The 25,712-nt window shown below is 48.2% G+C and carries 21 protein-coding genes and 1 tRNA gene; 18 read left to right on the forward strand and 4 right to left on the reverse strand.

Annotated features, from left to right (window positions below; genetic code table 11):
* Positions 1-35: 35 nt before the first annotated feature.
* From PaeBR_RS07635 to PaeBR_RS07645, 3 genes are read right to left on the reverse strand one after another with little or no spacing between them, the layout of a single operon-like run.
* Positions 36-719 carry an ABC transporter ATP-binding protein gene (locus PaeBR_RS07635; RefSeq protein ID WP_410514251.1) on the reverse strand — a complete coding sequence of 228 codons (684 nt, stop codon included), beginning with the start codon at positions 717-719 and terminating at the stop codon, positions 36-38.
* A 6-nt stretch (positions 720-725) separates the two neighbouring features.
* Positions 726-2,360: an ABC transporter permease gene (locus PaeBR_RS07640; protein WP_410514252.1), complete on the reverse strand. Its 1,635-nt coding sequence runs from the start codon at positions 2,358-2,360 to the stop codon at positions 726-728.
* Positions 2,361-2,369: 9 nt separating this feature from the next.
* A complete protein-coding gene (locus PaeBR_RS07645; protein WP_410514253.1) occupies positions 2,370-3,452 on the reverse strand; it encodes a Fe(3+) ABC transporter substrate-binding protein in 1,083 nt (360 codons plus the stop codon).
* A gap of 197 nt (positions 3,453-3,649) precedes the next feature.
* On the opposite strand from PaeBR_RS07645, the gene PaeBR_RS07650 reads away from it, so the two are divergent.
* A complete protein-coding gene (locus PaeBR_RS07650; RefSeq protein WP_410514254.1) occupies positions 3,650-4,468 on the forward strand; it encodes a DUF2935 domain-containing protein in 819 nt (272 codons plus the stop codon).
* Between the two features lie 147 nt (positions 4,469-4,615).
* Positions 4,616-6,472 carry a flagellar assembly protein A gene (locus PaeBR_RS07655; RefSeq protein WP_410514255.1) on the forward strand — a complete coding sequence of 619 codons (1,857 nt, stop codon included), beginning with the start codon at positions 4,616-4,618 and terminating at the stop codon, positions 6,470-6,472.
* 1,004 nt (positions 6,473-7,476) lie between these two features.
* Here PaeBR_RS07655 and PaeBR_RS07660 read toward each other — a convergent pair.
* Positions 7,477-7,550, reverse strand: a tRNA-Arg gene (locus tag PaeBR_RS07660).
* Between the two features lie 186 nt (positions 7,551-7,736).
* Between PaeBR_RS07660 and PaeBR_RS07665 the strand changes: the two genes are divergently transcribed.
* From PaeBR_RS07665 to PaeBR_RS07740, 16 genes are all read left to right on the forward strand, one after another.
* Entirely contained in the window at positions 7,737-8,621 is an 885-nt protein-coding gene (locus PaeBR_RS07665) for a hypothetical protein (RefSeq protein ID WP_410514256.1), read from the forward strand.
* A 135-nt stretch (positions 8,622-8,756) separates the two neighbouring features.
* Positions 8,757-10,097 carry a trigger factor gene (tig, locus tag PaeBR_RS07670; RefSeq protein ID WP_410514257.1) on the forward strand — a complete coding sequence of 447 codons (1,341 nt, stop codon included), beginning with the start codon at positions 8,757-8,759 and terminating at the stop codon, positions 10,095-10,097.
* A 268-nt stretch (positions 10,098-10,365) separates the two neighbouring features.
* Entirely contained in the window at positions 10,366-10,956 is a 591-nt protein-coding gene (gene clpP, locus PaeBR_RS07675; protein ID WP_410514258.1) for an ATP-dependent Clp endopeptidase proteolytic subunit ClpP, read from the forward strand.
* 11 nt (positions 10,957-10,967) lie between these two features.
* Positions 10,968-12,224, forward strand: a complete 1,257-nt coding sequence (gene clpX, locus PaeBR_RS07680; RefSeq protein ID WP_410514259.1) for an ATP-dependent Clp protease ATP-binding subunit ClpX — start codon at positions 10,968-10,970, stop codon at positions 12,222-12,224.
* Between the two features lie 110 nt (positions 12,225-12,334).
* Positions 12,335-13,492, forward strand: coding sequence for a flavodoxin-dependent (E)-4-hydroxy-3-methylbut-2-enyl-diphosphate synthase (gene ispG, locus PaeBR_RS07685; protein ID WP_410514260.1), 1,158 nt, complete (start codon positions 12,335-12,337; stop codon positions 13,490-13,492).
* A 119-nt stretch (positions 13,493-13,611) separates the two neighbouring features.
* Positions 13,612-14,283 (forward strand): BlaI/MecI/CopY family transcriptional regulator, encoded by a 672-nt coding sequence (locus PaeBR_RS07690; RefSeq protein WP_410514261.1) that lies wholly within the window; start codon positions 13,612-13,614, stop codon positions 14,281-14,283.
* Positions 14,284-14,471: 188 nt separating this feature from the next.
* Entirely contained in the window at positions 14,472-14,843 is a 372-nt protein-coding gene (locus PaeBR_RS07695; protein ID WP_410514262.1) for a hypothetical protein, read from the forward strand.
* A 39-nt stretch (positions 14,844-14,882) separates the two neighbouring features.
* Positions 14,883-15,149, forward strand: a complete 267-nt coding sequence (locus tag PaeBR_RS07700) for a hypothetical protein (RefSeq protein WP_410514263.1) — start codon at positions 14,883-14,885, stop codon at positions 15,147-15,149.
* A gap of 282 nt (positions 15,150-15,431) precedes the next feature.
* On the forward strand, positions 15,432-17,141 hold the full coding sequence (gene lonB, locus PaeBR_RS07705; RefSeq protein WP_410514264.1) for an ATP-dependent protease LonB: 1,710 nt from the start codon (positions 15,432-15,434) through the stop codon (positions 17,139-17,141).
* 225 nt (positions 17,142-17,366) lie between these two features.
* Positions 17,367-19,730 (forward strand): endopeptidase La, encoded by a 2,364-nt coding sequence (gene lon / locus PaeBR_RS07710; RefSeq protein ID WP_410514265.1) that lies wholly within the window; start codon positions 17,367-17,369, stop codon positions 19,728-19,730.
* A gap of 12 nt (positions 19,731-19,742) precedes the next feature.
* The gene (gene yihA, locus PaeBR_RS07715) at positions 19,743-20,408 is read left to right on the forward strand and encodes a ribosome biogenesis GTP-binding protein YihA/YsxC (RefSeq protein WP_410514266.1); all 666 of its coding nucleotides are present in this window, start codon (positions 19,743-19,745) and stop codon (positions 20,406-20,408) included.
* Positions 20,409-20,530: 122 nt separating this feature from the next.
* Complete coding sequence (locus PaeBR_RS07720) at positions 20,531-21,121, forward strand: non-ribosomal peptide synthetase module (protein ID WP_410514267.1); 591 nt, start codon at positions 20,531-20,533, stop codon at positions 21,119-21,121.
* A gap of 105 nt (positions 21,122-21,226) precedes the next feature.
* Positions 21,227-22,009 carry a tyrosine-protein phosphatase gene (locus PaeBR_RS07725; RefSeq protein WP_410514268.1) on the forward strand — a complete coding sequence of 261 codons (783 nt, stop codon included), beginning with the start codon at positions 21,227-21,229 and terminating at the stop codon, positions 22,007-22,009.
* Positions 22,010-22,143: 134 nt separating this feature from the next.
* Positions 22,144-24,147, forward strand: coding sequence for an S-layer homology domain-containing protein (locus tag PaeBR_RS07730; protein ID WP_410514269.1), 2,004 nt, complete (start codon positions 22,144-22,146; stop codon positions 24,145-24,147).
* 102 nt (positions 24,148-24,249) lie between these two features.
* Entirely contained in the window at positions 24,250-25,029 is a 780-nt protein-coding gene (locus PaeBR_RS07735; protein WP_410514270.1) for a YveK family protein, read from the forward strand.
* Positions 25,010-25,693, forward strand: coding sequence for a CpsD/CapB family tyrosine-protein kinase (locus PaeBR_RS07740; RefSeq protein ID WP_410514271.1), 684 nt, complete (start codon positions 25,010-25,012; stop codon positions 25,691-25,693). The genes PaeBR_RS07735 and PaeBR_RS07740 overlap by 20 nt, the downstream gene beginning before the upstream one ends.
* Positions 25,694-25,712: the final 19 nt, after the last annotated feature.

The raw sequence follows: 25,712 nt of genomic DNA on the forward strand, positions 1-25,712 counted from the left end.
CGCCCCAGCCATTTACATGGCTAACAGGACACCTCTTATACAAAACTCCCCGCACTAGCCATGACCTGTAATTTCTCCTCTGGCTCCAATCGAATAGAACGGTCACTAATCGCATCCACATCCTGCTGATCATGCGTGACAAACATACAACTCATCTTTTCCTTCTTCAATATTCGGCACAATTCAGCCCGGATGGCACCTCTCAGATCCGCATCCAGGTTGCTGAAGGGCTCATCCATCAACAGAACGTCCGGCTTCGGCGCCAGCGCCCGGGCCAGCGCAACCCGCTGCTGCTGTCCTCCGCTCAGCTCGTGGGGATAGCGCTCCTGAAATTCGCTGAGCTGAACAAGCTCAAGCATCTCCTTCAGCCGCTTGCCCCGTTCTTTTCCAGGCATGCGGTGCAATGCGAATTCAATATTTTTTCGGACATTCATATGGGGAAACAAGGCGTAATCCTGAAATACCATGCCGACGCCGCGCCGTTCGGGTTGGATGAATGTTTTAGGGTCAACAACCGTGGCCCCTTTAATGCGGATCTCCCCCTCCGAGGGAGCCTCCAAGCCCGCAATCAGGCGAAGCAGCGTACTTTTCCCGTTTCCGCTGGCCCCGAGAACACCGATTATCTCACCTTTTTTCATACTAAAAGAAAACCGGTCGATTACAGGAGCCTGCCGCCGTCCATAAGAGAATGTAAGATTGCGAATTTCAACTATACTCATCTTTATTCACTTCCTGTCCAAATATTGAAGTACATAGACCGAGATAAAGCTGATGCCAATAATCAGAAGCGACGGAATCGATGCCTCATAAATTTGTTCATTGTTGGCATATTGATACGTTTTGGTCGCAAGCGTTTCGAAATTGAAAGGCCTAAGCAGCAAAGCAAGCGGAAGCTCCTTGCATATTTCCACAAAAGTTAGAATGAAGCCGCTGATGACCGCTCCTTTTATTAAAGGAAAGTCGATCCTGAAAAAGGTCCTTGTCATGCCCATCCCGAGCACCCGGGAGGCCTCCGTATATTTCCGTCCTGTTTTTTCAAAGCCGATGTCAACCGCATTATACCCTGTGGCCATAAACCGGACAACATAGCCGGATATGAGCATAACCAACGTTAGACTGAGAACTACAGGCGTACCGCCGAATCCGAATCCATGGTATATAGCAGCCCATTCACGATCGAATTGAATAAACACGGACAACACGCCAATGGCAATAATCGCCCCCGGCATCGAATATCCGGCAGTTACCCCTTTGGATAGTAGAAAAGCAAACAGGGAACGCGACCGGTTGACGGCTCCGACAATAAGGGAAAAGATCATAATAATACTTGTTGCAATTGCAGCCACATATACGGTCCGATAAAAAAAGGAGATAAAATCATCTTTCCAGACACTTTCATAGGTCCATGAAGCCCATACTATCAACTGCAGGAGCGGAATGGCAAAAGAGATACTCCAGACGATAAAACAAACGGCTGATACCAACCATCCCCCAGGCCCTGAAAGGCGTCTTGGCACAAGCGGCCTCGATTTGCTGGTAGTTGAGCTGTAAGCCCTGTGGCTGCGCAAAAGTCTCTCTAGCAGAAACAGGCCCATAACGATAATCATCAGCCAAGCGGCCAGGCGCATCGCGGACTCTACATCGTACATCCCGAACCAGGTTTGAAAAATGGCGGTCGAGATGGTATGCAGTCCGAAATAACTGGTCACGCCATAGTCGCTCAGCACTTCAAACATAACAAGGCTTACACCCCCGGCGATTGCAGGGCGGGACAGGGGCAGTGCGACCCGGAGAAAAATGGATAGAGGATTCCTCCCGAGCAGCCGTGCATTTTCAATATAAGAAGCGCTTTGATTCTCCAGATAAGCTCTTGTGATCAGATAAACATAAGGAAATAGAAATAGTGTAAAAATCATCACCGCGCCGCGCATCGACGAGAGGGTAATCCAGTCCTGGTTGGGGAGTATTCCCCACTGGTTCCGCAGCGTCTTCTGAACGATTCCCGTATAGCTGAACATCGTACTGTACGTATAAGCGGCAATGTACGGAGGAATCGCAAGAGGCAGAACGAGCGCCCACCTGAAAAATCGCTTCCCCGGAAAATCGAACACCGCCACCAGCCAAGCCAGTGTAACGCCCAGCAGGGCCGTAAGCACTCCCGTTAAGACCGTCAGCCACACCGTCTGAACCATATAATCTTTCACCAGATAGCGTTTGATTTGCAGCCAGTTGTCGTTTGGAATGTCGAAGATCGAGAGGAATACTAGCAAAATAGGCAGCAAAATAGCTGCTGCCCCCAGGAGGCTGACGATTCGCCAGCCGTTAAATGTTCTCTTGATTTGAACCCTCGCGTTTTTCAAATGCATGGATTATTTCCAGCCCGTCTTATTCATGATTTCCAGTGCCGCTGCATTATTCACTCCCAGTTTCCCGAGATCGATTTGCTGTGTCTTGAATTCGCCCCACGACTTCAGCAGCTCCGGAATTTCGGCATCTTTATTTACCGGGAACTCGAAGTTTTCCTTGGAAACCATGTTCTGGGCTTCCACACCAGTCAGGAACTCAAGCAACTTGACGGCATTCTCTTTATTTTTACTATACTTCGTTACACCGGCGCCGCTGACATTAATATGAGTGCCTGTAGTTTCCTGGTTCGGGAAAAAGACGCCTATACTCTGTCCTACTTTTACCTCTTCCGGATCTGTGGAATTTATCAGCAATCCCACATAGTAAGTGTTCATCAACGCCACATCTCCTACGCCTGCAACAATAGCCTTCGCTTGATCGCGGTCATTGCCTTCCGGTGTCCGAGCCAGATTGGCAACCAATCCTTTCGACCATTCCTCAGCTTTCTGCTGACCATTCAGTTCAATGAACGAAGAGAGGAGGGACTGGTTATACAAACTGGAGGAAGGGCGAACAAGTACTTTCCCTTTCCATGCTGCGCTTGTCAAATCTTCATATGTAGACAGCTGTTCAGGTTTTACCCGGTCTTTGGAATATACGATCACACGGGCCCGGGTGGAGAGTCCGATCCACTGGTTTTCCGAATCCCGAAGCTGCTTGGGCACATTTTGTTCTATCGTATCAGAGGATACGGGCTGCAAAATCCCCGCTTGCTTGGCATTATTCAGTACGCCGCCGTCCACGGTCATGAAAAGATCCGCCTGCGTGCTTTCCCCTTCACGCTTGAGGCGCTCGATCAATTCCTCCGCTTTACCGTCTACAGTGTTTACTTTAATACCGGTTTCTTTCGTGAACTGTTCGTAGAGGACTTTGTCCACATCATAGCTTCTGGCGGAATAAACATTGACAACCTGTTCTTCTTTCGTTTCTACTTTGGCGGCATTCGTGCTGCTGGTCTCATTTCCTTTGTCTGTTCCACAACCAGCCAATAATCCTGCTGTTAATACGGTAGTAAGCAACGGGGCAAATAATGTACGATAATTCATTTCAACACTCCTCGTAGATAATGATTATTATTCTCAATAACTTATTAATATGCATCATATAGGCTCTTTCAAATCTTGTCAACCCTAAAACTAAGAAAGCAAATTCGACATAATGGAACAAGCGGCCCCCATATACTATTGTACAGAGTTATGGAGCCATAATTCGGTTGATCACAAATTGAATTGGAGGGATATCATTGTCGGATGCTTTTGTCGCCCGTTCGTTAGACGAGATTCGTTTCTGGTCCCGTATTATGAAGGAACATTCCTTTTTCCTTCGGCTGGGATTTAGATGCGAGGACACCCAATTGATCCAGGAGGCTAATCATTTTCATGCCGTTTTTGAAGATATTGAAAGAAGGTCTTATTCTTTTGATATGAATGCAGATCCCCATACGATTAAGGAGTTTAATTCCGAGGTTCATACGGCGACATCTCACATTTGGGTATTTAAACGAAAGATACTTGGCCTCATCTTGCAATGTAAATTGCCGGGACAGACGAATTTCCCGTTACTGGTAGACCATGTGAGCCGGGAAGCCAATTATTTCAGAAACCGGTTGGAGGAGCTTAACTGCGGGAGGCTTGAGCCATTACCGGATGCAATCATAGATGAAAATGTCTTTTTCTTAAAAATCATGGCCGACCATGCGAAATTTATCGGTCATCTGCTGGATCCCTCAGAACAGAAATTAGTAGAACAAGCACGGGAATTTAACCATGATTTTGAACAATTAATGTTTCAGGCGGTCGATTTGAGCTCCATGAGCCCTCAGTCCCATACCGTTCCTTTATTAAGCCAATTTGTCGATGAGAACCTTGTGTCCGTAAAAGCTCTCCGTGACTTCAAGAAGACTGCAAGCGATTTAATCAACGACTGCCGAATTAAAAGTATTATACATCCGTTATTGGCTGATCATGTTTTTCGCGAAGCGGAACGATTTCTGTTCATTCTTGATATGTTTGACCGTTCCCTTTCAGGCCATAAGGTAAATAAGAAGGAGTTAATTCATTGAAACAAAATCCTTTGTATATTATCAGGTCAACCGGCGTTTGCGGGTTGGCCTTTAAACGTTCATTTGGTATAATTTTAGTGTTCGAAATTTAAAATGTGACGATTTTCGAACAAAATGTCTAAGATGACTTACTGGAGGTACGAAGCTATGCCCGAACGAATGTCGGAAAAAGAGTTAAACCAGCTTATTAACATGCTGGAATGGGAACCTTCCAATAATGATATGCAGCTATCCGACGTTTTTTTGACAGATGAACAACCTGCGGATGATGATAAAGGACGTTTGCTTGTCCGTGCCGATAAAATATTTGTACAAGACCCTCTTCCCGGGGGTTCACCAGCCGTTATTTCAGCGGTTCTTCCGGTAGAGATTCATGTAAATGGTGAGAAAATATCCATTCCGACCGCGGTTACCTCCGAGGATATCATTGAGTGGGAAATTTCAGAGCCTCCGTTGTACAGTATAACGGTGTCGGAGGACAAGCTGTGGGCATTCTTTACTTTATATTCCACCAAGCAATATGCCTGGAATCTGAACGACCATACTTCGGCGTCCTACCTGGAAATTGATGCTACCATCAACACGGAAGTAATTGTCGGACAGCTCAGCCTGAACCATGTGATTTCTGACTTTGAGAATAAGTCCATTACACAGAACCTTAATATATCCGGAATTCATGCCGAGCTGCAGAATCCCAGCTATCAGCCGATTCCCGTGGCGAACGGAAGGGCTGCGGTGCCGGGTGAGAACGCTCGACTGGAACTGTTCTTTTCAGAAAAAATAACGGATGGTGAATTCAGTGAAGTGGGGGGTCAGGTCGATTATCGCAGTCATCTTCGAATCCCGTCTGTACTGAGGGGAGAAGTCATTGCCCGCAAGATCCCTCTGGTTGAAGGGATGCCCGGGTACGATGTTCACGGAGAGATTCTGTATCCCCAGCAGCCCAGTGATATTATCGTCATTGCCAAAGATCATACGGTGCTGCTCGTCAACAACGAGATTCGCGCCCTCCGTGAAGGCAGACCGCGTATGACGGGCGATAAGATCAAATATTTTGACATTTGCACTTCATATATTGTTCCAGGGAACGTTAATATTAAGACCGGAAACATTTTGTTTTCCGGAGATATCATTGTCCAGGGTGATGTGGAGGATAACATGATCATAGAATCCCTCGGCAATGTATATGTAGCCGGCAGCGTATACAACTCCACCATTACGGCTACAGGCAGTATCCTTGTCAAAGGGAACGTAGCCAACAGCAAGCTCTACTCCGGTTATTTCGGCGTAATGTACAACCGAATCTATAATGCCTCCCAACTCCTTCTTGAAGAGGTAAAGGGCCTGCAAAAGGCCATCAAAATACTGACGCAAGCCGTGGAGAGCCGCAAGCAGTCGGTTAAATACGGTCAGGCCATTCTGCTTCTGCTGGAGAGCAAGTTTAAGAAAATCCCGCAGGTTATCCGGGAGCTTTTAACCGTTCTCACCCATGTAAAGTCTACATATCACCATGATCTGGAGCAGGTCATGCACTTTTTAAATGTGTTTTTGAACCCGCCACAGCTTGTAGATTTCATGAATGAGGCCTCTCTTGGCGGTTTTCTGAATTCGCTGGTGCAGCTGCATACAGGGGTGGCGCGGATGCAGGAGACCAAGGTTGAGGTTAATATGGGCCAATGCCAGAACACTATAATTAAATCCAACGGCGATATTATCATTCATAGAGACGGAATTGTGCAGAGTGACCTGTTCTCTTCGGGTAATATTTCTTTTCTCAAATCGACTTCTGTGTGCCGGGGCTCCAAACTGGAGGCAGGGGGAATGATTTCAGCCTATCTTGTAGGCGGCGAGAGCGGCGCGCAGTCCTTCCTCAAGGCGAAGAGAAGCGTCACTGTCCGCAAAATGTATTTAGGCAAGGTTACCATTGACCGCTATACGGCTGACATTACAGAGCCCGTGGAGAACATGGTGTTCAACAGCGAAACGGTTCGGATGATTCGATGAACAGCTGAATACAAATAAACCTCTCTACTTGGAATGGTTATGTGGTACATCCATTTTCCAAAGAGAGGTTTCTTTTTGTTCTTATATAAGCTAAAGAATACCGGCTCAAAACCGAAAACAGCGGTTGACCGATCGTTGAATCAAGCCACTCCGGGTTCGGAGGGATCTTCCGATCGCTGTTAAAGGCGAAAACTATCGTTTCTCCAGAATCCCGTAGGGCCCTCCGCTGTGTTGGCGCGTAATGAATTAACGTAGCACCCCCACGCTAGGAATTAACGGGAATTTCCTCCCCTTAATGGAGCCGTAACACTCTCACGATGTGAATTAAGGGGAATTTCTCCGCTTAATGGAGCCGTAACACCCTCACGAGAGGAATTAAGGGGAATTTCTCCGCTTAATGGAGACGTAACACCCCCACGATGTGAATTAAGGGGAATTTCTCCGCTTAATGGAGACGTAACACCCCCACGCTAGGAATTAAGGGGAATTTCTCCGCTTAATGGAGACGTAACACCCCCAAGACAGGAATTAAGGGGAATTTCTCCTCTTAATGGAGACGCAACACCCCCACGTTATGAGTTAAAGGGAATTTCCCCTGCTAATGCTCATACGCCAAGCCAAGGCCATAAACCAAAGAACAAAGCTCGAGATGGACCTGGAGGATTACGCTGAACCTAGCAGGAAGGGCGGAACGATTGCCAAAAGCGGCAACGGCAGCGGTCGCCTCCCTCCGCATTTACTCCACTCTAGGTAATTCAATAAATCTGGAGAGCACAAGCTACTTAAGCAACGTTTCGTTCGTGGAGCGTCCATACAGAGCATCTATGTAAGTCTTCCTTTAAAGCAAAATGTCTTACTGTGGTGCATAGTTTGGGTAAATACTGAATGCCGGGTAAGATGTTCCTTAGTGGGTAAATGTAGATAATAAATAAAAAAAATCCTTCCCGAAGGAAGGATTTACTTCCAAAGGAAGGATTTACTTCCAAAGGAAGGATTTACTGTGACGTCCCGGAAGGGATTCGAACCCCCGACCGTGCGCTTAGAAGGCGCATGCTCTATCCGGCTGAGCTACCGGGACATAGGATAAAGACTGAAAAGCAAGCAAAAATTATGTTATCATACATGGAGAGCTTTTACAACCTGTTTTTTTCAATCCGGTTCAAGGGTATGCTATACTCTACAATGGATCTGCAAAAAGAACCGGATTATTTTTCAAGGAGGTGCCCTCATTAAGGATTCGAATTCCCCCGCCAAAGATAATATCGTGCTGTTTCCGAAAACGTTGGACTATTATCAGATCCAATTGACGGTGATGCTGGAAAGTGAACGTTACGGGGAAGCGATGGAGCTCCTGCGGTTTTTACTGCAATGTCAAGGACAGGAAGAGCGGTGCTATGAGGAATGGCAGTCGCTGCTGGAATGGCTGGAAACGGCTTTTCCTTATGCCGCCCGCAACGGGGACGGGGAAGGAACAGACTCCGGTCATGAACAAGACCTAGGCGAAGAGGATATGGCCCGGATTTTGGCCCAGTCGAAGCATGAGGAAGATCCGGACTATCCCAACAAGCTGTTGCTGAAGATCATGAATGAGCCGCTCTCGGAAGGCACTGTTCTGGCTGTTGAACAGCTAACTTATGTTAACGGTGAAGGTATAGATGAAGCGCTTATCGCTTGGCTGCAGACAGGCGAGGTCCATCCGCTGCTGCAATTCCGGACGCTGCAGACCCTTCGCCGCCGTGGAGTTGAGGGAGTCATTGAGCTGACGCGCGGACTCGAAACCGCTCTTTTCGAGATTGAAGATGTACCGCTGATCATCGAGGATTTTCCGCCCCAGGTGAGTCTGGTTCTCGAGAGAGTAGCCCAGCAGGCTGAGGTGCATGAGCCGACGCTGTATTATTTTGCACAGGAGCTTTGGGGCCAGTTCATTATGTCTATTTACGGCACTGCCGATTACCGCGCTTTATTATCCGGAGAAGATGTGCTGCTTGATATATGGGCAGGGGCGCTCCACCAGATCATTTCGGAAAGTCTGAACGGCTCCCGGAATGAGGAAGAGACCCGGACGATGTATGGAATTACGGGAACCATGCGCTTCCAATTTGAGCAGGCGTACCGTTCCCTTAAGGGATTCGTAAAGACGGAGCTGTAGCGCCAAAGTTGTCGGCTTGATCATGCTAGTATCGCTACTTGAAAAAAAAAGTTCTGTTGTATATAATATAATGGTTATTCTGTGCGTGGATTTTGAAAGAAACATGTTAACCTATCTTGGAGGGGAAAGTAAATTATGAAAGCAACTTGGGAGAAAATAGAGAAGAACCTTGGCGTTCTTGAAGTCGAAGTCGAAGTTGAACGTGTAACTGCAGCACTCGACAAAGCTTTTAATAAAGTGGTTAAGAAAGCAAACGTACCTGGATTCCGTAAAGGCAAAGTGCCGCGGGCGATTTTTGAATCCCGTTTTGGCGTGGAAAGCCTGTATCAAGATGCAATCGACATCCTGCTTCCGGAAGCTTACGGGAAAGCTGTTGAAGAAACAGATATCTTCCCTGTAGACCGTCCTGAAGTTGATGTTGAACAATTCGCTAAAGGCCAGCCTTTTATTTTCAAGGCAAAGATCACTGTAAAGCCTGAAGTAACATTGGGCGAGTACAAGGGCCTAGAAGTTCCTGTACAAAAAGCTGAAGTTACCGAAGAAGAATTGACTGCAGAGCTTACCCGTTTGCAAGAGCGTCATGCTGAACTCGTTGTTATTGAAGACGAAGTAGCGGCTAACGGTGATATCGCAGTGATCGACTTTGACGGATCGGTTGACGGTGAGCAGTTCGAAGGCGGACAAGCTGAGCGTCATTCGCTGGAGCTGGGCAGCAACTCCTTCATCCCTGGCTTTGAGGAGCAGGTTGTAGGCATGGGCACCGGAGATCTTAAAGATGTTGAAGTAACCTTCCCTGAAACTTACCATGCGGAGAACCTTGCAGGTAAAGCAGCGGTATTCAAAGTGAAATTGCATGAAATCAAACGCAAACAGCTTCCGGCTCTTGATGATGAATTTGCTAAAGATGTAAGCGAATTTGACACTTTGGACGAGTACAAAGCAGACCTTAAGCAACAATTGGAATCCCGTAAACAGGATGAGCTGAAAGGCGTTCGTGAGAATGCTGTTGTTGATAAAGCGGCTGCAAACGCAGAAGTTGAAATTCCTGAAGCTATGATCGACAGCGAAGTGCAAAACATGGTTCGCGATTTCGACAGCCGTCTGCGTCAGCAGGGCATGAACATGGATATGTTCCTTAGCTTCTCGGGCCAAACCCGTGAAGATCTGCAGAACCAAATGAAGGGCGATGCCGAGAAACGCGTTCGCAACAACCTGGTTCTTGAAGTTATCGCGAAACAAGAGAACATCGAAGTTTCCGATGAAGAGATTACACAGGAACTCGCTACTATGGCTGAAGCCTACAAACGCACTCCTGATGAAATCCGCAGCATTTTGGCAGCTAACGGTTCCCTGAACAGCCTGAATGAAGAAATTTCCCTTCGCAAGACTATTGATTTCCTTGTAGAGAACAGCAAGGAAGTTGAAGCAGTGGAAGAAGCCGCGGCTGAAAGCACTGAAGAAGTTAGTGCGGAGTAATTTTACACCCTGTAGTAACTAGAGTGACCAGTCAGGTCTCCATATACAGTCGATAAGGCACGTATTTTTGTACGTGCCTTATTTTTTATAGGGAGAGACGTTTTTAACCGGAGTTAAATTTAGGGAATTACATAGTTTACAGTTATGAATGGTTTGTTTTCGGGATATAATCAAGCTGTAAAGTGAAAAAATGACATCGCGCTTTGAACGTGTTAAAATATTTTTGAAACGGAAAGACTAACTTATATATGGAAAAGAGGTTGGTGGCATGAGTCTGGTACCAATGGTTGTGGAATCCACAAGTCGGGGAGAACGCTCATATGATATCTATTCCAGATTGTTGAAGGATCGTATCATCTTCCTGAGCAGTGCGATTGACGATGATGTCGCCAATCTGGTCATAGCCCAATTGTTGTTTCTGGCAGCCGATGATCCCGAAAAGGACATTCACTTGTATATCAACTCACCCGGTGGTTCTGTCACAGCCGGCATGGGTATATATGATACGATGCAATACATTAAACCGGATGTTTCCACGATTTGCGTGGGTATGGCAGCGAGTATGGGCTCTCTCCTGTTGACGGCCGGGGCTCCGGGCAAAAGATTCGCGCTTACGAACAGCGAAGTAATGATTCATCAGCCGCTCGGTGGCGTACAAGGTCAGGCGTCCGATATCTGGATTCATACCGACTGGATCCTCAAGACGAAAGAGAAGCTGAATCAGATTTATGTGGAACGCACAGGTCAGCCCCTTGATAAAATCGAACGGGATACAGACCGTGATAACTTCATGAGCGCGGAAGAAGCGAAGGCTTACGGCCTTATTGACCAGGTTCTCTCTTCACCGATCAAATCTTAAGGGGTGGTTACATGTTTAAATTTAATGATGAAAAAGGGCAACTGAAATGCTCCTTTTGCGGGAAATCACAGGAGCAGGTTCGCAAGCTTGTAGCGGGACCCGGCGTTTATATATGCGACGAATGCATCGAGCTGTGCACGGAAATTGTAGAGGAGGAGCTCGGTCATGAAGAAGAGCTCGATCTGAAGGATATTCCGAAACCCAAGGAAATCCGTGATATTTTGGACCAATATGTAATTGGCCAGGAGCAGGCTAAGAAATCGCTGTCCGTAGCGGTATACAATCACTACAAGCGGGTGAATAGCCAGAGCAAAATCGAAGACGTTGAGCTGACAAAGAGCAATATTCTTCTGCTCGGTCCAACCGGTTCCGGTAAGACTCTCTTGGCGCAGACCATGGCTAAGATCATCAACGTTCCTTTTGCCATTGCAGACGCTACTTCCCTGACGGAAGCCGGCTATGTGGGCGAGGATGTTGAGAATATTCTGCTGAAGCTGATCCAGGCTGCGGATTACGATGTAGAGAAAGCCGAGCGAGGTATTATCTATATTGATGAGATTGATAAAGTAGCACGCAAATCGGAAAATCCGTCCATTACCCGTGACGTATCGGGTGAAGGCGTGCAGCAGGCATTGCTGAAGATTCTGGAAGGAACGGTTGCTTCCGTACCACCGCAAGGCGGACGCAAGCATCCTCATCAGGAATTCATCCAGATCGATACTACGAACATCCTGTTCATCGTAGGTGGAGCATTTGATGGACTGGAGCAAATGATCAAACGCCGTATCGGCAAAAAGGTCATCGGCTTTAACTCCGCTGTAGAAGGTCAAAAGGATTTGAAAGTCGGCGAATATCTGTCTATGGTATTGCCGGAAGATTTGCTCAAATTCGGACTTATTCCTGAGTTTGTCGGCCGTCTGCCGATCATCTCCACCTTGGAGCCGCTTGATGAGAAAACACTGGTGCGCATTCTCTCCGAACCGAAGAACGCGCTCACAAAACAGTATATCAAGCTTCTGGAGATGGACAATGTGGCGCTGAAATTCGAGCCACTGGCACTTGAAGCGATCGCGAAGGAAGCGATCAAACGCAATACCGGAGCCCGTGGATTGCGCGCGATTATCGAGAGCATTATGCTTGATGTCATGTATGAGGTTCCCTCACGCGAAGATATCAAGGATTGTGTCATCACGGAGAAGGTTGTTCAGGAGAAGGCTTTGCCTGAGCTGAACCTTAAGAAAGACAAGAAACAAGAGGAAAGCGCGTAAGCCGGCGGTCCTTAACAATACAGGTCACAGTCTCCACCTTTCTTCCGCTTATCCCGTCTTAACCAGCGGGGGCGAAGGGGTGGAGCTTTGGCGTTATGGGGGAGAAAACCATGTTCTTGAGACACCAGACACGTCCCGTCAACGTTGGCGGGCTCATTATTGGGGGAAACAACGAGGTTGCTATTCAAAGCATGTGTACGACCAAAACCGCAGATGTAGAAGCAACAGTAGCTGAAATACTGCGGCTGGAAGAAGCGGGCTGTCAGCTGGTGCGTGTGACTGTTAATAATGAGGAAGCGGCAGCTGCCATTAAGGAAATTAAAAAGCGGATTCATATTCCACTCGTAGCAGATATTCATTTCAACTACAAACTGGCCCTGCTGGCTATCGAGAACGGTATTGATAAAGTACGTATCAATCCCGGAAACATCGGTCGCCGGGAGAAGGTTGAAGCGGTAGTAAAAGCCTGTAAGGACAAAGGGATACCGATCCGGATCGGTGTCAATGCCGGATCACTGGAGAATCATTTGCTGGAGAAATACGGTTATCCAACGCCGGAAGCGATGGTGGAAAGCGCGCTTTTCCATATTGGCATCCTGGAAGAATTGGATTTCCACGATATTATCGTCTCCTTGAAGGCATCGGATGTGCCGATGGCTATCGAGGCCTACCGTCAAGCGGCGGAAGTCATTCCTTATCCGCTTCATCTCGGCATCACCGAATCTGGCACCCTGTTCGCCGGTACGGTGAAGAGCTCGGCGGGGATCGGAGCCCTGTTGTCTATGGGGATTGGGAACACTGTGCGAATTTCTCTTAGTGCCGATCCTGTCGAAGAGGTTAAAGTGGCGCGTGAGCTGCTGAAAACCTTTGGCCTGATCTCTAATGCTGCCACACTTATATCCTGTCCGACCTGCGGAAGGCTGGATATTGACCTGTTCTCCATCGCTAATGAAGTAGAAGAGTACATTTCAAAGCTGAAGGTGCCGATCAAGGTATCTGTCTTGGGCTGTGCAGTTAACGGACCTGGGGAAGCGCGTGAGGCCGATATCGGTATCGCGGGTGCGCGGGGCGAAGGACTGCTGTTCCGTTACGGCCAAATGATTCGCAAGGTTCCGGAAGCTGACCTGGTCGACGAGCTGAAGAAAGAAATTGACGCCATTGTCGTCGCTTATGAAGCCACCGGTGAAATTCCGGGCCGAAGCCATGCTAATCTTGCACCACCGGTGCAAGTGGGTGTTTCCGGAAACGAAAGTTCCGTGCAATCATAATTGAAATCATGTGACGAAACAAACAGCATAGAAACCATGTGACGAAGAACGTCCCAGTACGCCCCGGATTATCCGGTGGTGAGCCGGGGCGTTTTTTAATTTGAAGAGGGGGAGAACGTATGAACTATGAGCAAGCACATGAGGAATTTATTCGACTGCACCTGGCTGGCAGAACCGGAGAGCGGAGGGGGAGGCTGGAGAGAGGGCATCGGCATGCCGAAGCATTGTTTTTGCGCAATGTGTGGTGGCCGCTCCGGGATGATTTTTGCGATTTGCATCCGGAATATGAAGTGCTTGACTGGCGCGGGCGCTCTTATTTTGCAGACTTTTCGTTTATGCCGGGGTCGGTCAGGCTCCTGTTGGAGATAAAAGGCTATGCTGCCCACGTAAAGGATATGGATAGACAAAAGTACAGTAACGAACTGAACCGTGAAACTTTTCTGTGCGCAATGGGCTACCAGGTCATTTCTTTTGCCTATGATGATGTGGAGCAACGTCCTGAACTGTGTATAACATTGCTGCGTATGGTGCTCAGCAGATGTATGACCGCAGATGTACCTGCAGGCAAAGTGCTGCTCGGCGAGAGAGAAATCATGCGTTTCGTTGTACGTCAGGGCGGATCGGTACGTCCACGGGATATTGCCGAGTATTTTCTGCTGGACCCCAAAACGGTGCGAAATATCCTGCACAAGCTATGCGAAAAAGGCTGGCTGAATCCTGTAAAACGTGGCGAAGGTGTCCGAAAGGTGCGCTATGAGCTGACGCGTAATGTGCTAGACTATTGGGGATGAATTGATGAGGAGTACATGGACAAAGCTAAAGGCGTAGTAGAGGGAAATTGTCCCTCTATAGTGGCAGGTGCCAGCTAGTTTGGGCAAGTAGAGGGAAATTGTCCCTCTATAGTGACAGGTGCCAGCTAGGTTGGACAGATAGAGGGAAATTGTCCCTCTAATTTCCGGGGTGAGCCTGCTTCAAGTGTATGCTAGGTTTTTATAGGGAGAAATTCCCTCTAATCACGCCGGATGGGGTCAGTTTGCTGATTTACAGGGAGAAATTCCCTCTAATCACGCCGGATGGGGTCAGTTTGCTGATTTACAGGGAGAAATTCCCTCTAATCACGCCGGATGAGGTCAGTTTGCTGATTTACAGGGAGAAATTCCCTCTAATCACGCCGGATGGGGTAAATTTGCTGATTTACAAGGAGAAAATCCCTCTAATCACGCCGGATGGGGTGAATTTGCTGATTTACAGGGAGGAATTCCCTCTAATCACGGCGGATGGGGTAAATTTGCTGATTTACAGGGAGAAATTCCCTCTAATCACGGCGGATGGGGTAAATTTGCTGATTTAAAGGGAGAAATTCCCTCTAATCACGCCGGATGGGGTCAGTTTGCTGATTTACAGGGAGAAATTCCCTCTAATCACGCCGGATGGGGTCAGTTTGCTGATTTACAGGGAGAAATTCCCTCTAATCACGCCGGATGAGGTAAATTTGCTGATTTACAAGGAGAAAATCCCTCTAATCACGCCGGATGGGGTGAATTTGCTGATTTACAGGGAGGAATTCCCTCTAATCACGGCGGATGGGGTAAATTTGCTGATTTACAGGGAGAAATTCCCTCTAATCACGGCGGATGGGGTAAATTTGCTGATTTAAAGGGAGAAATTCCCTCTAATCTCGCCGGATGGGGCGAATTTGCTGATTTAAAGGGAGAAATTCCCTCTAATCACGCCGGATGGGGAGTAATCACGCCGGATGAGGAAGAGCATACGATGGGTGTTTACAGTTATTTTTTCGTTGAGTAAACGGATGTTTGCTTAATCTCTCATAAATCCTCCCTCGGGCGTTTATTGATGACTGAAACGGCTATACTACCTAGTAGCAGTTAGTTGTCTTGGTGCAAGGGTCAATAGAAACAACGAAACAGGAGGATGACCTATGGAATTAAGCATAATGCTGATGCTCGTGCAGTTCTTTTTTGCGCTGGTTATCGGCGTTTATTTTTGGAATTTGCTGCGGGGTCAGAAGAGCAATAAAACGGCGGTGGAGCGGGAGTCACGCAAAGAGCTGGAGAAGCTGCGCAAAATGCGGATGATTTCTCTGACCAAGCCGTTATCGGAAAAAACACGCCCCGCTTCCATTGGTGATATTGTCGGGCAGAAGGACGGGCTCCGGGCGTTGAAGGCGGCACTTTGCAGCGCGAACCCGCAACATGTGATCATTTATGGTCCGCCTGGTGTGGGAAAGACTGCTGCTGCCCGCGTGGTCATGGAGGAAGCGAAGAAGAATCCTCTCTCCCCCTTCAAAAATGATGCCAAATTCACCGAAATTGATGCGACTACAGCACGCTTTGACGAGCGAGGGATCGCCGATCCGCTGATTGGTTCTGTTCATGATCCCATTTATCAGGGAGCCGGGGCGATGGGAGTGGCAGGTGTGCCTCAGCCAAAGCCGGGCGCGGTAACGAAGGCTCACGGCGGTATTTTGTTTCTGGATGAAATCGGGGAGCTGCATCCCATACAGATGAATAAGCTGCTTAAGGTGCTGGAGGACCGGAAGGTGCTGCTGGAGAGCGCTTATTATAATTCGGAGGATAGCAATACTCCCGCGTATATTCATGATATTTTTCAGAATGGCCTCCCGGCGGATTTCCGGCTGGTTGGTGCTACTACACGCTCTCCGGACGAGCTCTCGCCGGCACTGCGTTCGCGCTGCATGGAGATCTATTTCCGTCCGCTATTGCCGGATGAGATTGAAATCATCGCCCGTGATGCGATTCAAAAGATAGGCCTAAAGCCAAGTCAGGAAGCTGTTACCGTGGTGAAGCAATATGCCACAAATGGCCGGGAAGCAGTCAATATGATTCAGCTGGCAGCCGGTCTGGCTTTGACAGAACAGCGGGAGACCCTGAATGCAGCGGATGTGGAATGGGTAGCAGGCAGCAGCCAGCTTCCGCTGCGGACCGAGCGCCGAATCCCATCCGCTCCGCAGATAGGGTTGGTCAACGGCCTTGCGGTTTACGGCCCCGGCATGGGCACCCTGCTAGAAATTGAAGTATCGGCAGCGCCTGCCGTTAACGGTCAGGGCAGACTTAATGTGACCGGTGTGGTGGATGAAGAAGAAATTGGCGGCGGCTCACGCACGATCCGGCGCAAGAGCATGGCGAAAGGTTCCGTCGAGAATGTGCTAACGGTGCTGCGCACGATGAATCTGTCGCCGGATCGTTATGACCTTCATGTGAACTTTCCCGGCGGTACGCCGATAGACGGGCCATCCGCAGGAGTGGCAATGGCTGTTGCCATTGTCTCCGCGATCCGGGGGCTGCCTGTGGATAATACCGTCGCCATTACCGGTGAGATCGGTATCCATGGCCGCGTGAAGCCGGTCGGCGGTGTGATCGCCAAGGTGGAGGCGGCTTTTCAGGCAGGTGCAACCACGGTGCTCATTCCAAAAGAGAACTGGCAGTCGCTCTTTGCGGATCTTGCGCCGCTGCGGGTCATCCCGATGGATACCGTGGAGGAAGTTTTCCGCCACTTGTTCGGCGCTGAAACTGCCGATGTGAGAATGCCTGCAGTTTCCGGGGAGACTTATACAGCTTCGCCCTCGCTGCTTAAGGCAGATGCCTCAGGAGAGAGCGCAAATTTATAAGCTAGGGTTTGGTAAGCTAGGGTTTGGTAAGCTAGTTTGGTAGGCCGGTTTGGTAAGCTAGGGTTTGGTAAGCTAGTTTGGTCATCCCCGGCAGAAGCCATGTCAATCGAATCATAAAATCTTACACAACAGGCCGCGGTTAGCGGCCCGTTGGTGTTTTGATGCTGCATTTGTTAGAATGAATGAATATGACACTACTTGAGAGCCATTGGAGGTGCGAAAGCGATGATACAAAGCAAAACCAAAGGTCGTCGTTTTCCTTTATTACCGCTTAGAGGTCTTCTTGTATACCCTAGCATGGTTCTTCATTTGGATGTGGGACGTGAGAAGTCAGTTAGAGCGTTAGAGAAGGCTATGGTCGAAGACAATCTGATCCTCCTCTGTTCTCAGTCGGAAGTAAATATTGAGGAACCGGGACAAGAAGATATATTCAGGGTCGGCACAGTTGCGAATGTGCGGCAGATGCTTAAGCTGCCCAACGGCACGATTCGTGTATTGGTAGAAGGTGTCGAGCGGGCCGAAATCATTCATTATACCGACAATGAGGAGTTTTACGAGGTCGTAGCCCGTGAACTGCCGGAACAAGAGGATGGCGATCAGGAAAGTGACGCGCTGATGCGCACGGTCCTCACTCAGTTCGAGCACTATATTACCTTATCCAAGAAGGTTACCCCGGAGACGCTTGCTGCTGTATCCGATATTGAAGAGCCCGGCCGGCTTGCTGATGTGATTACGAGCCATCTGGCGCTGAAGATCAAGGATAAGCAGGAAATTCTGGAGACTATTGAAGTCCACAAGCGCCTGGAGAAGCTGCTCGACATTCTCAATAATGAGCGCGAGGTTCTGGAGCTGGAGCGCAAGATCAATCAGCGGGTCAAGAAACAGATGGAGAAGACGCAGAAGGAATACTATTTGCGCGAGCAAATGAAGGCGATTCAGAAGGAGCTGGGCGAGAAAGAAGGACGGATGGGAGAAGCTGAAGAGCTGCGTTCCCAATTGGAAGAAAAGGATCTGCCCGAACGGGTCAAAGAAAAGGTTGAGAAGGAGATTGACCGTCTGGAAAAAATGCCGGCGAGCTCGGCGGAAGGCGGCGTTATCCGCAACTATGTAGACTGGCTGCTGGGTCTTCCGTGGGATGAAGCGACGGCGGATGACCTGGATATCCTGAAGGCGGAGCAGGTGCTCGATGAGGATCATTATGGCCTGGAGAAGCCGAAGGAGCGGGTCCTTGAATACCTTGCTGTACAGAAGCTGGTCAAGAAATTAAAGGGACCAATTCTATGTCTTGTAGGACCTCCGGGTGTCGGCAAAACATCGCTCGCGCGTTCCATTGCCCGTTCTCTGAATCGCAAATTCGTCCGCATCTCCCTTGGCGGAGTGCGGGATGAAGCGGAAATCCGCGGTCACCGCCGGACCTATGTCGGCGCGATGCCTGGCCGGATTATACAGGGCATGAAGACCGCAGGGACCAGTAATCCCGTCTTTCTGCTCGACGAGATCGACAAGATGGCTGCGGATTTCCGCGGCGATCCTTCAGCAGCCTTGCTGGAGGTGCTTGATCCGGAGCAGAACAATACGTTCAGCGACCATTTTGTCGAGCTTCCGTATGACCTGTCAAACGTTATGTTCGTGACTACGGCTAACGCTGTCCATACGATTCCGCGTCCTCTGCTGGACCGGATGGAGATGCTCTATATTCCAGGTTACACGGAGCTGGAGAAGCTTCAGATCGCCAGCCGATATCTGCTGCCGAAGCAGAAGAAGAATCACGGACTGGAAGAGGAGCAGCTGAGCATTGGAGAGGGCGTCCTGTTGCGGATTATCCGGGAATATACGCGGGAATCCGGTGTGCGGAATCTGGAGCAGCAGATCGCTGCGCTGTGCCGCAAAGCTGCCAAGCAGATTGTATCGAAAGAAACAAGCAGTGTTAACCTTCAGCCGGATGATATCAAGGATTATCTGGGCACGTCGAAATACCGCTATGGTATGGCCGAACTGGAGGATCAGATCGGAACCGTAACCGGATTAGCCTGGACGGAAGTCGGAGGCGATACGCTGCTGATTGAAGTCACGGTTGTTTCGGGTACCGGAAAGCTGACGCTGACCGGACAGCTGGGCGATGTGATGAAGGAGTCGGCGCAGGCCGCCTTCAGCTATACACGCTCGAAGGCGGAGGAACTGGGATTACAGCCCGATTTTTACGAGAAGATCGATATTCACATTCATATTCCCGAAGGCGCGATTCCGAAGGATGGTCCGTCTGCGGGTATCACCATCGCTACAGCGCTAATCTCTGCGCTCACGAAACGGTATGTTTCCAAGGATGTTGCGATGACTGGCGAGATTACGCTTCGCGGCCGTGTTCTTCCTATCGGGGGCCTGAAGGAGAAGTCACTTGCCGCCCACCGGGCGGGTTACAAAAAAATCCTGCTCCCCAAGGATAATGAGCGGGACTTAAAGGAAATTCCGGAGAGCGTGAGGAACGATGTGGAATTTGTACCGGTATCCCATATGGATCAAGTACTGCTGCATGCCCTGGTGAACCCGAATCTTGAAATTAGCACTGAGCCACCTAGTAGTGTGCATTAGAAAGGAAGACCTATGAAAGTAACCAGTTCCGAATTTATTATCAGTGCCGTCGGCCCTGATCAATACCCTGATGATGCCTTGCCAGAGATTGCTCTGGCAGGGCGCTCCAATGTGGGGAAGTCATCCCTTATTAACCGCATGATTGACCGTAAGAACCTGGCCCGGACGAGTTCGACCCCGGGTAAGACGCAGCATATGAACTATTATCTTATTAATGAGAAGATGTATTTTGTCGATTTCCCGGGATACGGATATGCCAAGGTATCTAAGTCACAGCGGGCGACCTGGGGTAAAATGGTGGAGAAATATTTAGCCGAGAGAGAAACGCTGAAGCTTGTTCTGCTGATTGTGGATCTTCGCCATCCTCCTACAAGTAATGATAAAATGATGTTTGACTGGCTCAAGCATTATGATCTGCCGCTCTGTGTAGTAGCTACCAAAGCGGATAAAATTCCCAAGACCCGTTGGCCAAAGCACATTAAGATCATGAAGCAGGAGCTTGGGGTGCTGCCGGGGGATAACTTTATTCCTTTTTCATCTGAGATCGGATTGGGTAAGGACGAATTGTGGTCCTTGATTGAGGGTTACATATACTCTGCAGAAGCAAACGCCGAGGACTTAACAGAAGGCCAAGCTGAAGATATTGCAACAGATGACGGGGAATCCGAGGAGTCATAATTCTATAAGGCCTGCTTGTAAATGCTTAAGAAATAGTGTGATGTATGCTCGCGCTGGTTAAGCCCTTTATTGTATAATTGTATAATCATACTAAAGGCGTTTGAAGAATTGAGGAGATCTGTATGGCACAGCGGCGGTTAGCCACAGAATATGTGAATGCTACTATGCAGTTGACGGAATTCCAGATGAACCAGTTCCTGCTTTCGGCCGATACCTGTTATATCAGTCACCGTGTCAAAGTGCTTGGAGCCGGTGAACAAGAGGTTGTTCTTGAAGCGGCAGGAGGTGAGGAGGCTCACCTGCCTTTTGCTCTGATTGGTGGTTTTTATATTTGCGAGCTGTCCTGCAGGGTGGTAAATCCTCACTTGAATAATGCAATACGCAAGCTGTTTATCACTTATAAGGGCACCGGAACGGTGAATCGGATTTATAAAGGAATCACAATGGTATATTATTATGAGCAAGGTTCCGTCCGTCAAATCTCCGAGGTGACAGCCAGCGGAAACAAGCTGGTGTATCAGTATAAGTATAGTGCGGCTGAAATGCTGCGCCTGTATCAATCCGATGGGATAGAACGCGAGATTGAAGGCTTGCGCCGGAAGATTGATATCTTGCTTGATATGCGCAATAGGGCTGATAGTGAGAGTGACCTCAGAGAAATTGATTGTGATCTGGAAGCTGTAACTCAGCGGTTATTTCAGTTGGAAGCCTAGGCTGAAAAGGTATTTTAAATTATAGCAATCATTTCCAAGCGAAATGGTTGCATTTTTTTGTCGAAAAACCTAAAAATTTAAGCAGAAGGGACCGATAGAAAATATATGATAGATATTCATAGTCACATCTTACCGTTTATGGATGATGGAGCTGCTGACTGGGAAGCGGCTCTCGGCATGGCGCAGGACGCCATTAGGGATGGGATAACCACCATCATTGCCACACCACATCATGCAAATGGGCAGTATATGAATCCCGCTCCTAGTATAGAACAAGCCGTGAAAGTGATGAATGAGAGACTTCGTCAGCTTGGCAATCCGCTGCTTGTACTACCCGGTCAGGAGATTCGAGTCTATGGGGATCTGCTGAATGATTTGGAGCATGGGCAACTTCTGAGCCTTGCAGGGTCACGTTATATTTTACTGGAAATGCCCTCTTCACGTGTGCCTCGCAACATGGAAGAAGTGTGTCACGAGCTGACCATTCAGGGCTACGTTCCTGTTATCGCCCATCCGGAGCGTAACGCTGAAGTTGCCGCTGATCCTGCCCGATTGGAAAGATTGATTGAACAAGGGGCATTGGGCCAGGTAACCGCGCAAAGTGTTGCAGGGGTCTTCGGCAGTAAGCTTCAGAAGCTATCGCTGGAGTTATGTCGCAAAAAACTTGTGCATGTGGTAGCCTCAGATGCGCATGACAGCGGCCACCGGCCATTTGGCCTTTCTGAAGCCTATCGGGTTTTGGAGAAACAACTTGGAACGGAGGTTTCCGGTTTTTTTCGTGAAAATGCGGAAAAGATTGTCGGGAATAAAGAGATTCTAGTAAGAAATCAGGATGAGCCTAGAAAAAAGAGTCGTAAATTGTTTGATTTTCTCTTCCGGAATCATTGACCGGTTTTAAAAGAAGATGATAGAATGGATTTTATTGGGATAGACCAATATTTTTTCCTATGTGTTTTTGGTAGGATCATAAAACTAAGGTTTCAATGAATTATTTTAAAATACATATAAGAGGTGAATGGACAGTGACATTGAAGAAGAAACTGGCTGTATCAACGCTTGCCGTAAGCATGGCAGCGGCATCCATAGCGGGACTTCCGCTTAGCAGCAAAGGATTGGCCCAGCAATTGGGATTTGTAGGAGTAGCTTCAGCATTAACAGTGAATCAGACTACCGATTTGAAAGGTCGTGCTGCCGACCTTCACGCAGCAATTACAAATGAGACAGATAAAGCAAAACTGCGTGCATTGCGTACGGAAGTAAAAGCTCTTACCGCTGACGAATTGAAAGCTATTTTCACACCGGTTCGCGGCAAGCTCGGCTTAAGCCCAACCGAAGAGAACACATTGTTTACACTGTTTCAGGATGTAGCTTCCCTGTACTATGATCCTGAGTATACTGAGGCAAAGGACATTCGCAATAATCAGGAATACATCAACGTACTTAAAGCCATTGCAGTCAAAGGCGGTGTATCCAGTCTTACCGTTGATGATGTCTATGATGCTGTTTTTGGAACTAACGGTCTGGAAAAACAATTGGTTAGCCTGGTGAGTACTAAAACAACGGCTCAATTAATTGAACTTGCGACCAGTGACGCCGTACAGCAGCAACTGATTGATGATGCTATCGACATCGTTCTCGCTAAGACTGCCGGTTCGGAAGCCCTCAAAGTCAGCACAGTACTGAACAACCTCGGAGTTACCCCTACTGATGTGAAGACGATTTTTAATAATGCACGCACTAAGCTAACAACAGAGAAAGATGCAGTACAAGTACTTGCTGTAGCATACATTAATGCTTTTGACTTGGGAACGAACACTGGTTCTGGTACACCTGGTACTCCTGGTACTCCTGGTACTCCATTAACCCCTACGAAAGATGTACCTTCAATCTTCGACGCTTCCAAGCTGCTTCAAGTAGCTGACGGCAAAGCAACAGTGAAGCTGGTTGATGCCGACACAGTGAAAGCTCTCGAAGCTCTTGCTGCAGCTGCGAAAGCTGCAGGCAAACAAGGAACTGAACTTACTTTGACTGTAAGTCTTGGCACTCTGACTGCAGCAACTGTGGAAGCTCCAATTACCAAAGCAATCATTGAGGCGGCTAAAGCAAATGGTATTGCCAATATCGCGGTTACTTTCAACGGTGTAACCGTATCGATTCCCGTAGCACAGTTCAGTGCGCCGGTCACATTGACTGCAACAACAGCTAACCCTTCAACAGTAACTTCTATTACCAGCCTGAAGCTGGCTTCCGATGTATATGAATTCGGATTGAAAGTGGACGGTGTGGTAACGACTACATTTAAACAGCCGATCAAGATTAAACTTCCGCTCAAGAATGTATCAGGTTTGGACAAAGAGCTTCTTTCCGTAGCCAAGATTGTAAATGGCAGCCTTCAATTCCAGGGCGGCGTTATCGATGGAGATTTCATTGTTGAACCGCGTGACACCTTCTCTTCCTATGCAGTAGTTGAGAACAAGGTTGCCTTCACTGACATTGCCGGTGTACAAGCCTGGGCCGGTCGTCAAATTCAAGTCGTAGCTGCTAAAGGTGCGATTGAAGGTGTAGGAGCCGGTAAGTTTGCTCCGAAGAGCAATGTAACCCGCGCTGAATTCGCGAAGATGCTGATTCGTGCCTTGAACCTGGAGAACAACTCGGCAACACAAAGCTTTACCGATGTAAAGGCTAATGCTTGGTTCGCTCCATACGTAGCTGTTGCTGCCGAGAAGGGCATCATCACTGGACGCAATGCTTCCCAGTTCGATCCGACGGCTACGATCACTCGTGCCGAAATGGCAACAATGATCTCACGTGCACTGAAATCCATTAATCTTTCTGCGACATCGAACACAACAGCACTTAACAAGTTCTCTGATTCAACCAAGATTAGTGCTTCTCTAAGAGATGGCGTTGCATTCGCAGCAAGCAATAACCTGATTATCGGTAACGCTGGTAAGTTCAATCCGAACAATACGGCTACCCGTGCTGAAGCAGCAGTAATTATCTACCGTACGATTAACTTCAAGTAAGTAAATATACCAGTGGAGGGCCTCCTCTCATCATAGTGAGAGGGGGCGCTTTTTTGGGATTAGTATTGAAATATTACAGAAACAGCTTGGAGGGAATTACACGTGTCATCACAAGAATTGGATCTCCGCGACTATTTCCGCATTGTCAGAAAGAGACTGTGGTTGATTGTCAGTATTGTTGTAATAGTATGTCTCATTGCCGGGGTATACAGTCTATACATCAAGAATCCGGTCTATGAAGCCTCCACGAAGATTATCGTTAACCAGACACCTACACAGTCAACGGTCGCTCAGCTTGATTTGAACCAGATCAATACTAATATTCAACTCATTAATACGTACAAGGAAATCATTAAGACTCCCGCCATCCTGGACATCGTAACAAAGGACTATCCTCAATTTAATATTACTACTGAAGAGCTTATGAAGAAGGTAAATGTCAGCTCCGTAAACAATACGCAGGTGATGACACTTGTCGTTCTAGATAATTCGTACCAGCGAGCCGCCGAGATTGTTAACGCAATTTCTGTGGTATTCAAGCAGGAGATCCCTAGCCTGTTTAATGTGCAGAACGTATCCATTCTAAATGAAGCCAAGGTTAATCCTGTCACTGCACCGGGACCGGTAGAACCCAATGTCGTTCTGAATCTGGCTATCGCTTTTGTCGTCTCCTTGATGATTGGACTCGGAATCGCCTTCCTGCTGGAATATATGGACGATACCCTCAAGACGGAAGCGGATATTGAACAGGTTCTTGGTCTGCCGACCTTGGCCATGATCACAAGAGTTGGACAGGAAGAAGCCAAGCAAGCTGAAGACCGGTCACATGCGCCGCAATCGAGAAAGACAGGAGAGCTTGAACATGTCACAGCAGCAAAGTAAACGTCATCTGATCACGGTCACCAACCCGCGCTCCACCGTTTCTGAAGCTTTTCGGGCACTAAGAACCAATATTGATTTCTCATCCGTGGACGAGCAGATTCAAGTGATTATGGTAACTTCATCAGGCCCCGAGGAAGGGAAATCTACGGTTACGGCGAATCTCGCTGCTGCCTATGCTCAGGCTGAGAAGAAAGTTGTACTAATTGATGGGGATATGCGTAAGCCGACCGGACACAAAACATTTTCACTTAGTAACCGTTTCGGTCTTTCATCACTGCTGTCGCAGCAAGCCAGTATGGATGATGTAGTTCAGGATTCGGGAGTTCCGAATCTGTCAATCATCACTTCCGGCCCGATTCCACCTAATCCGGCGGAAATGATGGCCTCCAACCGGATGAACGCTACACTTCAGGAGCTTCGGACGCGTTTTGATATCATTTTAATTGATACCCCGCCTTTATTAGCAGTTACGGATGCCCAGATTGTAGCTTCAAAAAGCGATGGCGTCATCATGGTTGTGAGTTACGGCAAAGTGAAGCGGGACATCGCAGCCAAAGCGAAGGCCGGTCTGGACCGTGTAGGTGCCCGAATCTTGGGTGTTGTACTGAATAATGTCAAACGAAAAGCCAGTGAAGGCTACTACTATTACTACTACGGCAATTAATTTAATTTAGGGTTATCAA

Source organism: Paenibacillus sp. BR2-3 (genome assembly GCF_046529485.1).
Lineage (GTDB): Bacteria > Bacillota > Bacilli > Paenibacillales > Paenibacillaceae > Paenibacillus_AQ.

Bases quoted from the DNA above. Each gene is read 5' to 3' on its own strand.
- PaeBR_RS07635 (WP_410514251.1), bottom strand. From the start codon at position 719: ATGAGTATAGTTGAAATTCGCAATCTTACATTCTCTTATGGACGGCGG.
- PaeBR_RS07645 (WP_410514253.1), bottom strand. From the start codon at position 3,452: ATGAATTATCGTACATTATTTGCCCCGTTGCTTACTACCGTATTAACA.
- PaeBR_RS07655 (WP_410514255.1), top strand. From the start codon at position 4,616: ATGCCCGAACGAATGTCGGAAAAAGAGTTAAACCAGCTTATTAACATG.
- tig (WP_410514257.1), top strand. From the start codon at position 8,757: ATGAAAGCAACTTGGGAGAAAATAGAGAAGAACCTTGGCGTTCTTGAA.
- clpP (WP_410514258.1), top strand. From the start codon at position 10,366: ATGAGTCTGGTACCAATGGTTGTGGAATCCACAAGTCGGGGAGAACGC.
- clpX (WP_410514259.1), top strand. From the start codon at position 10,968: ATGTTTAAATTTAATGATGAAAAAGGGCAACTGAAATGCTCCTTTTGC.
- ispG (WP_410514260.1), top strand. From the start codon at position 12,335: ATGTTCTTGAGACACCAGACACGTCCCGTCAACGTTGGCGGGCTCATT.
- PaeBR_RS07690 (WP_410514261.1), top strand. From the start codon at position 13,612: ATGAACTATGAGCAAGCACATGAGGAATTTATTCGACTGCACCTGGCT.
- PaeBR_RS07695 (WP_410514262.1), top strand. From the start codon at position 14,472: ATGCTAGGTTTTTATAGGGAGAAATTCCCTCTAATCACGCCGGATGGG.
- lonB (WP_410514264.1), top strand. From the start codon at position 15,432: ATGGAATTAAGCATAATGCTGATGCTCGTGCAGTTCTTTTTTGCGCTG.
- lon (WP_410514265.1), top strand. From the start codon at position 17,367: ATGATACAAAGCAAAACCAAAGGTCGTCGTTTTCCTTTATTACCGCTT.
- yihA (WP_410514266.1), top strand. From the start codon at position 19,743: ATGAAAGTAACCAGTTCCGAATTTATTATCAGTGCCGTCGGCCCTGAT.
- PaeBR_RS07720 (WP_410514267.1), top strand. From the start codon at position 20,531: ATGGCACAGCGGCGGTTAGCCACAGAATATGTGAATGCTACTATGCAG.
- PaeBR_RS07725 (WP_410514268.1), top strand. From the start codon at position 21,227: ATGATAGATATTCATAGTCACATCTTACCGTTTATGGATGATGGAGCT.
- PaeBR_RS07740 (WP_410514271.1), top strand. From the start codon at position 25,010: ATGTCACAGCAGCAAAGTAAACGTCATCTGATCACGGTCACCAACCCG.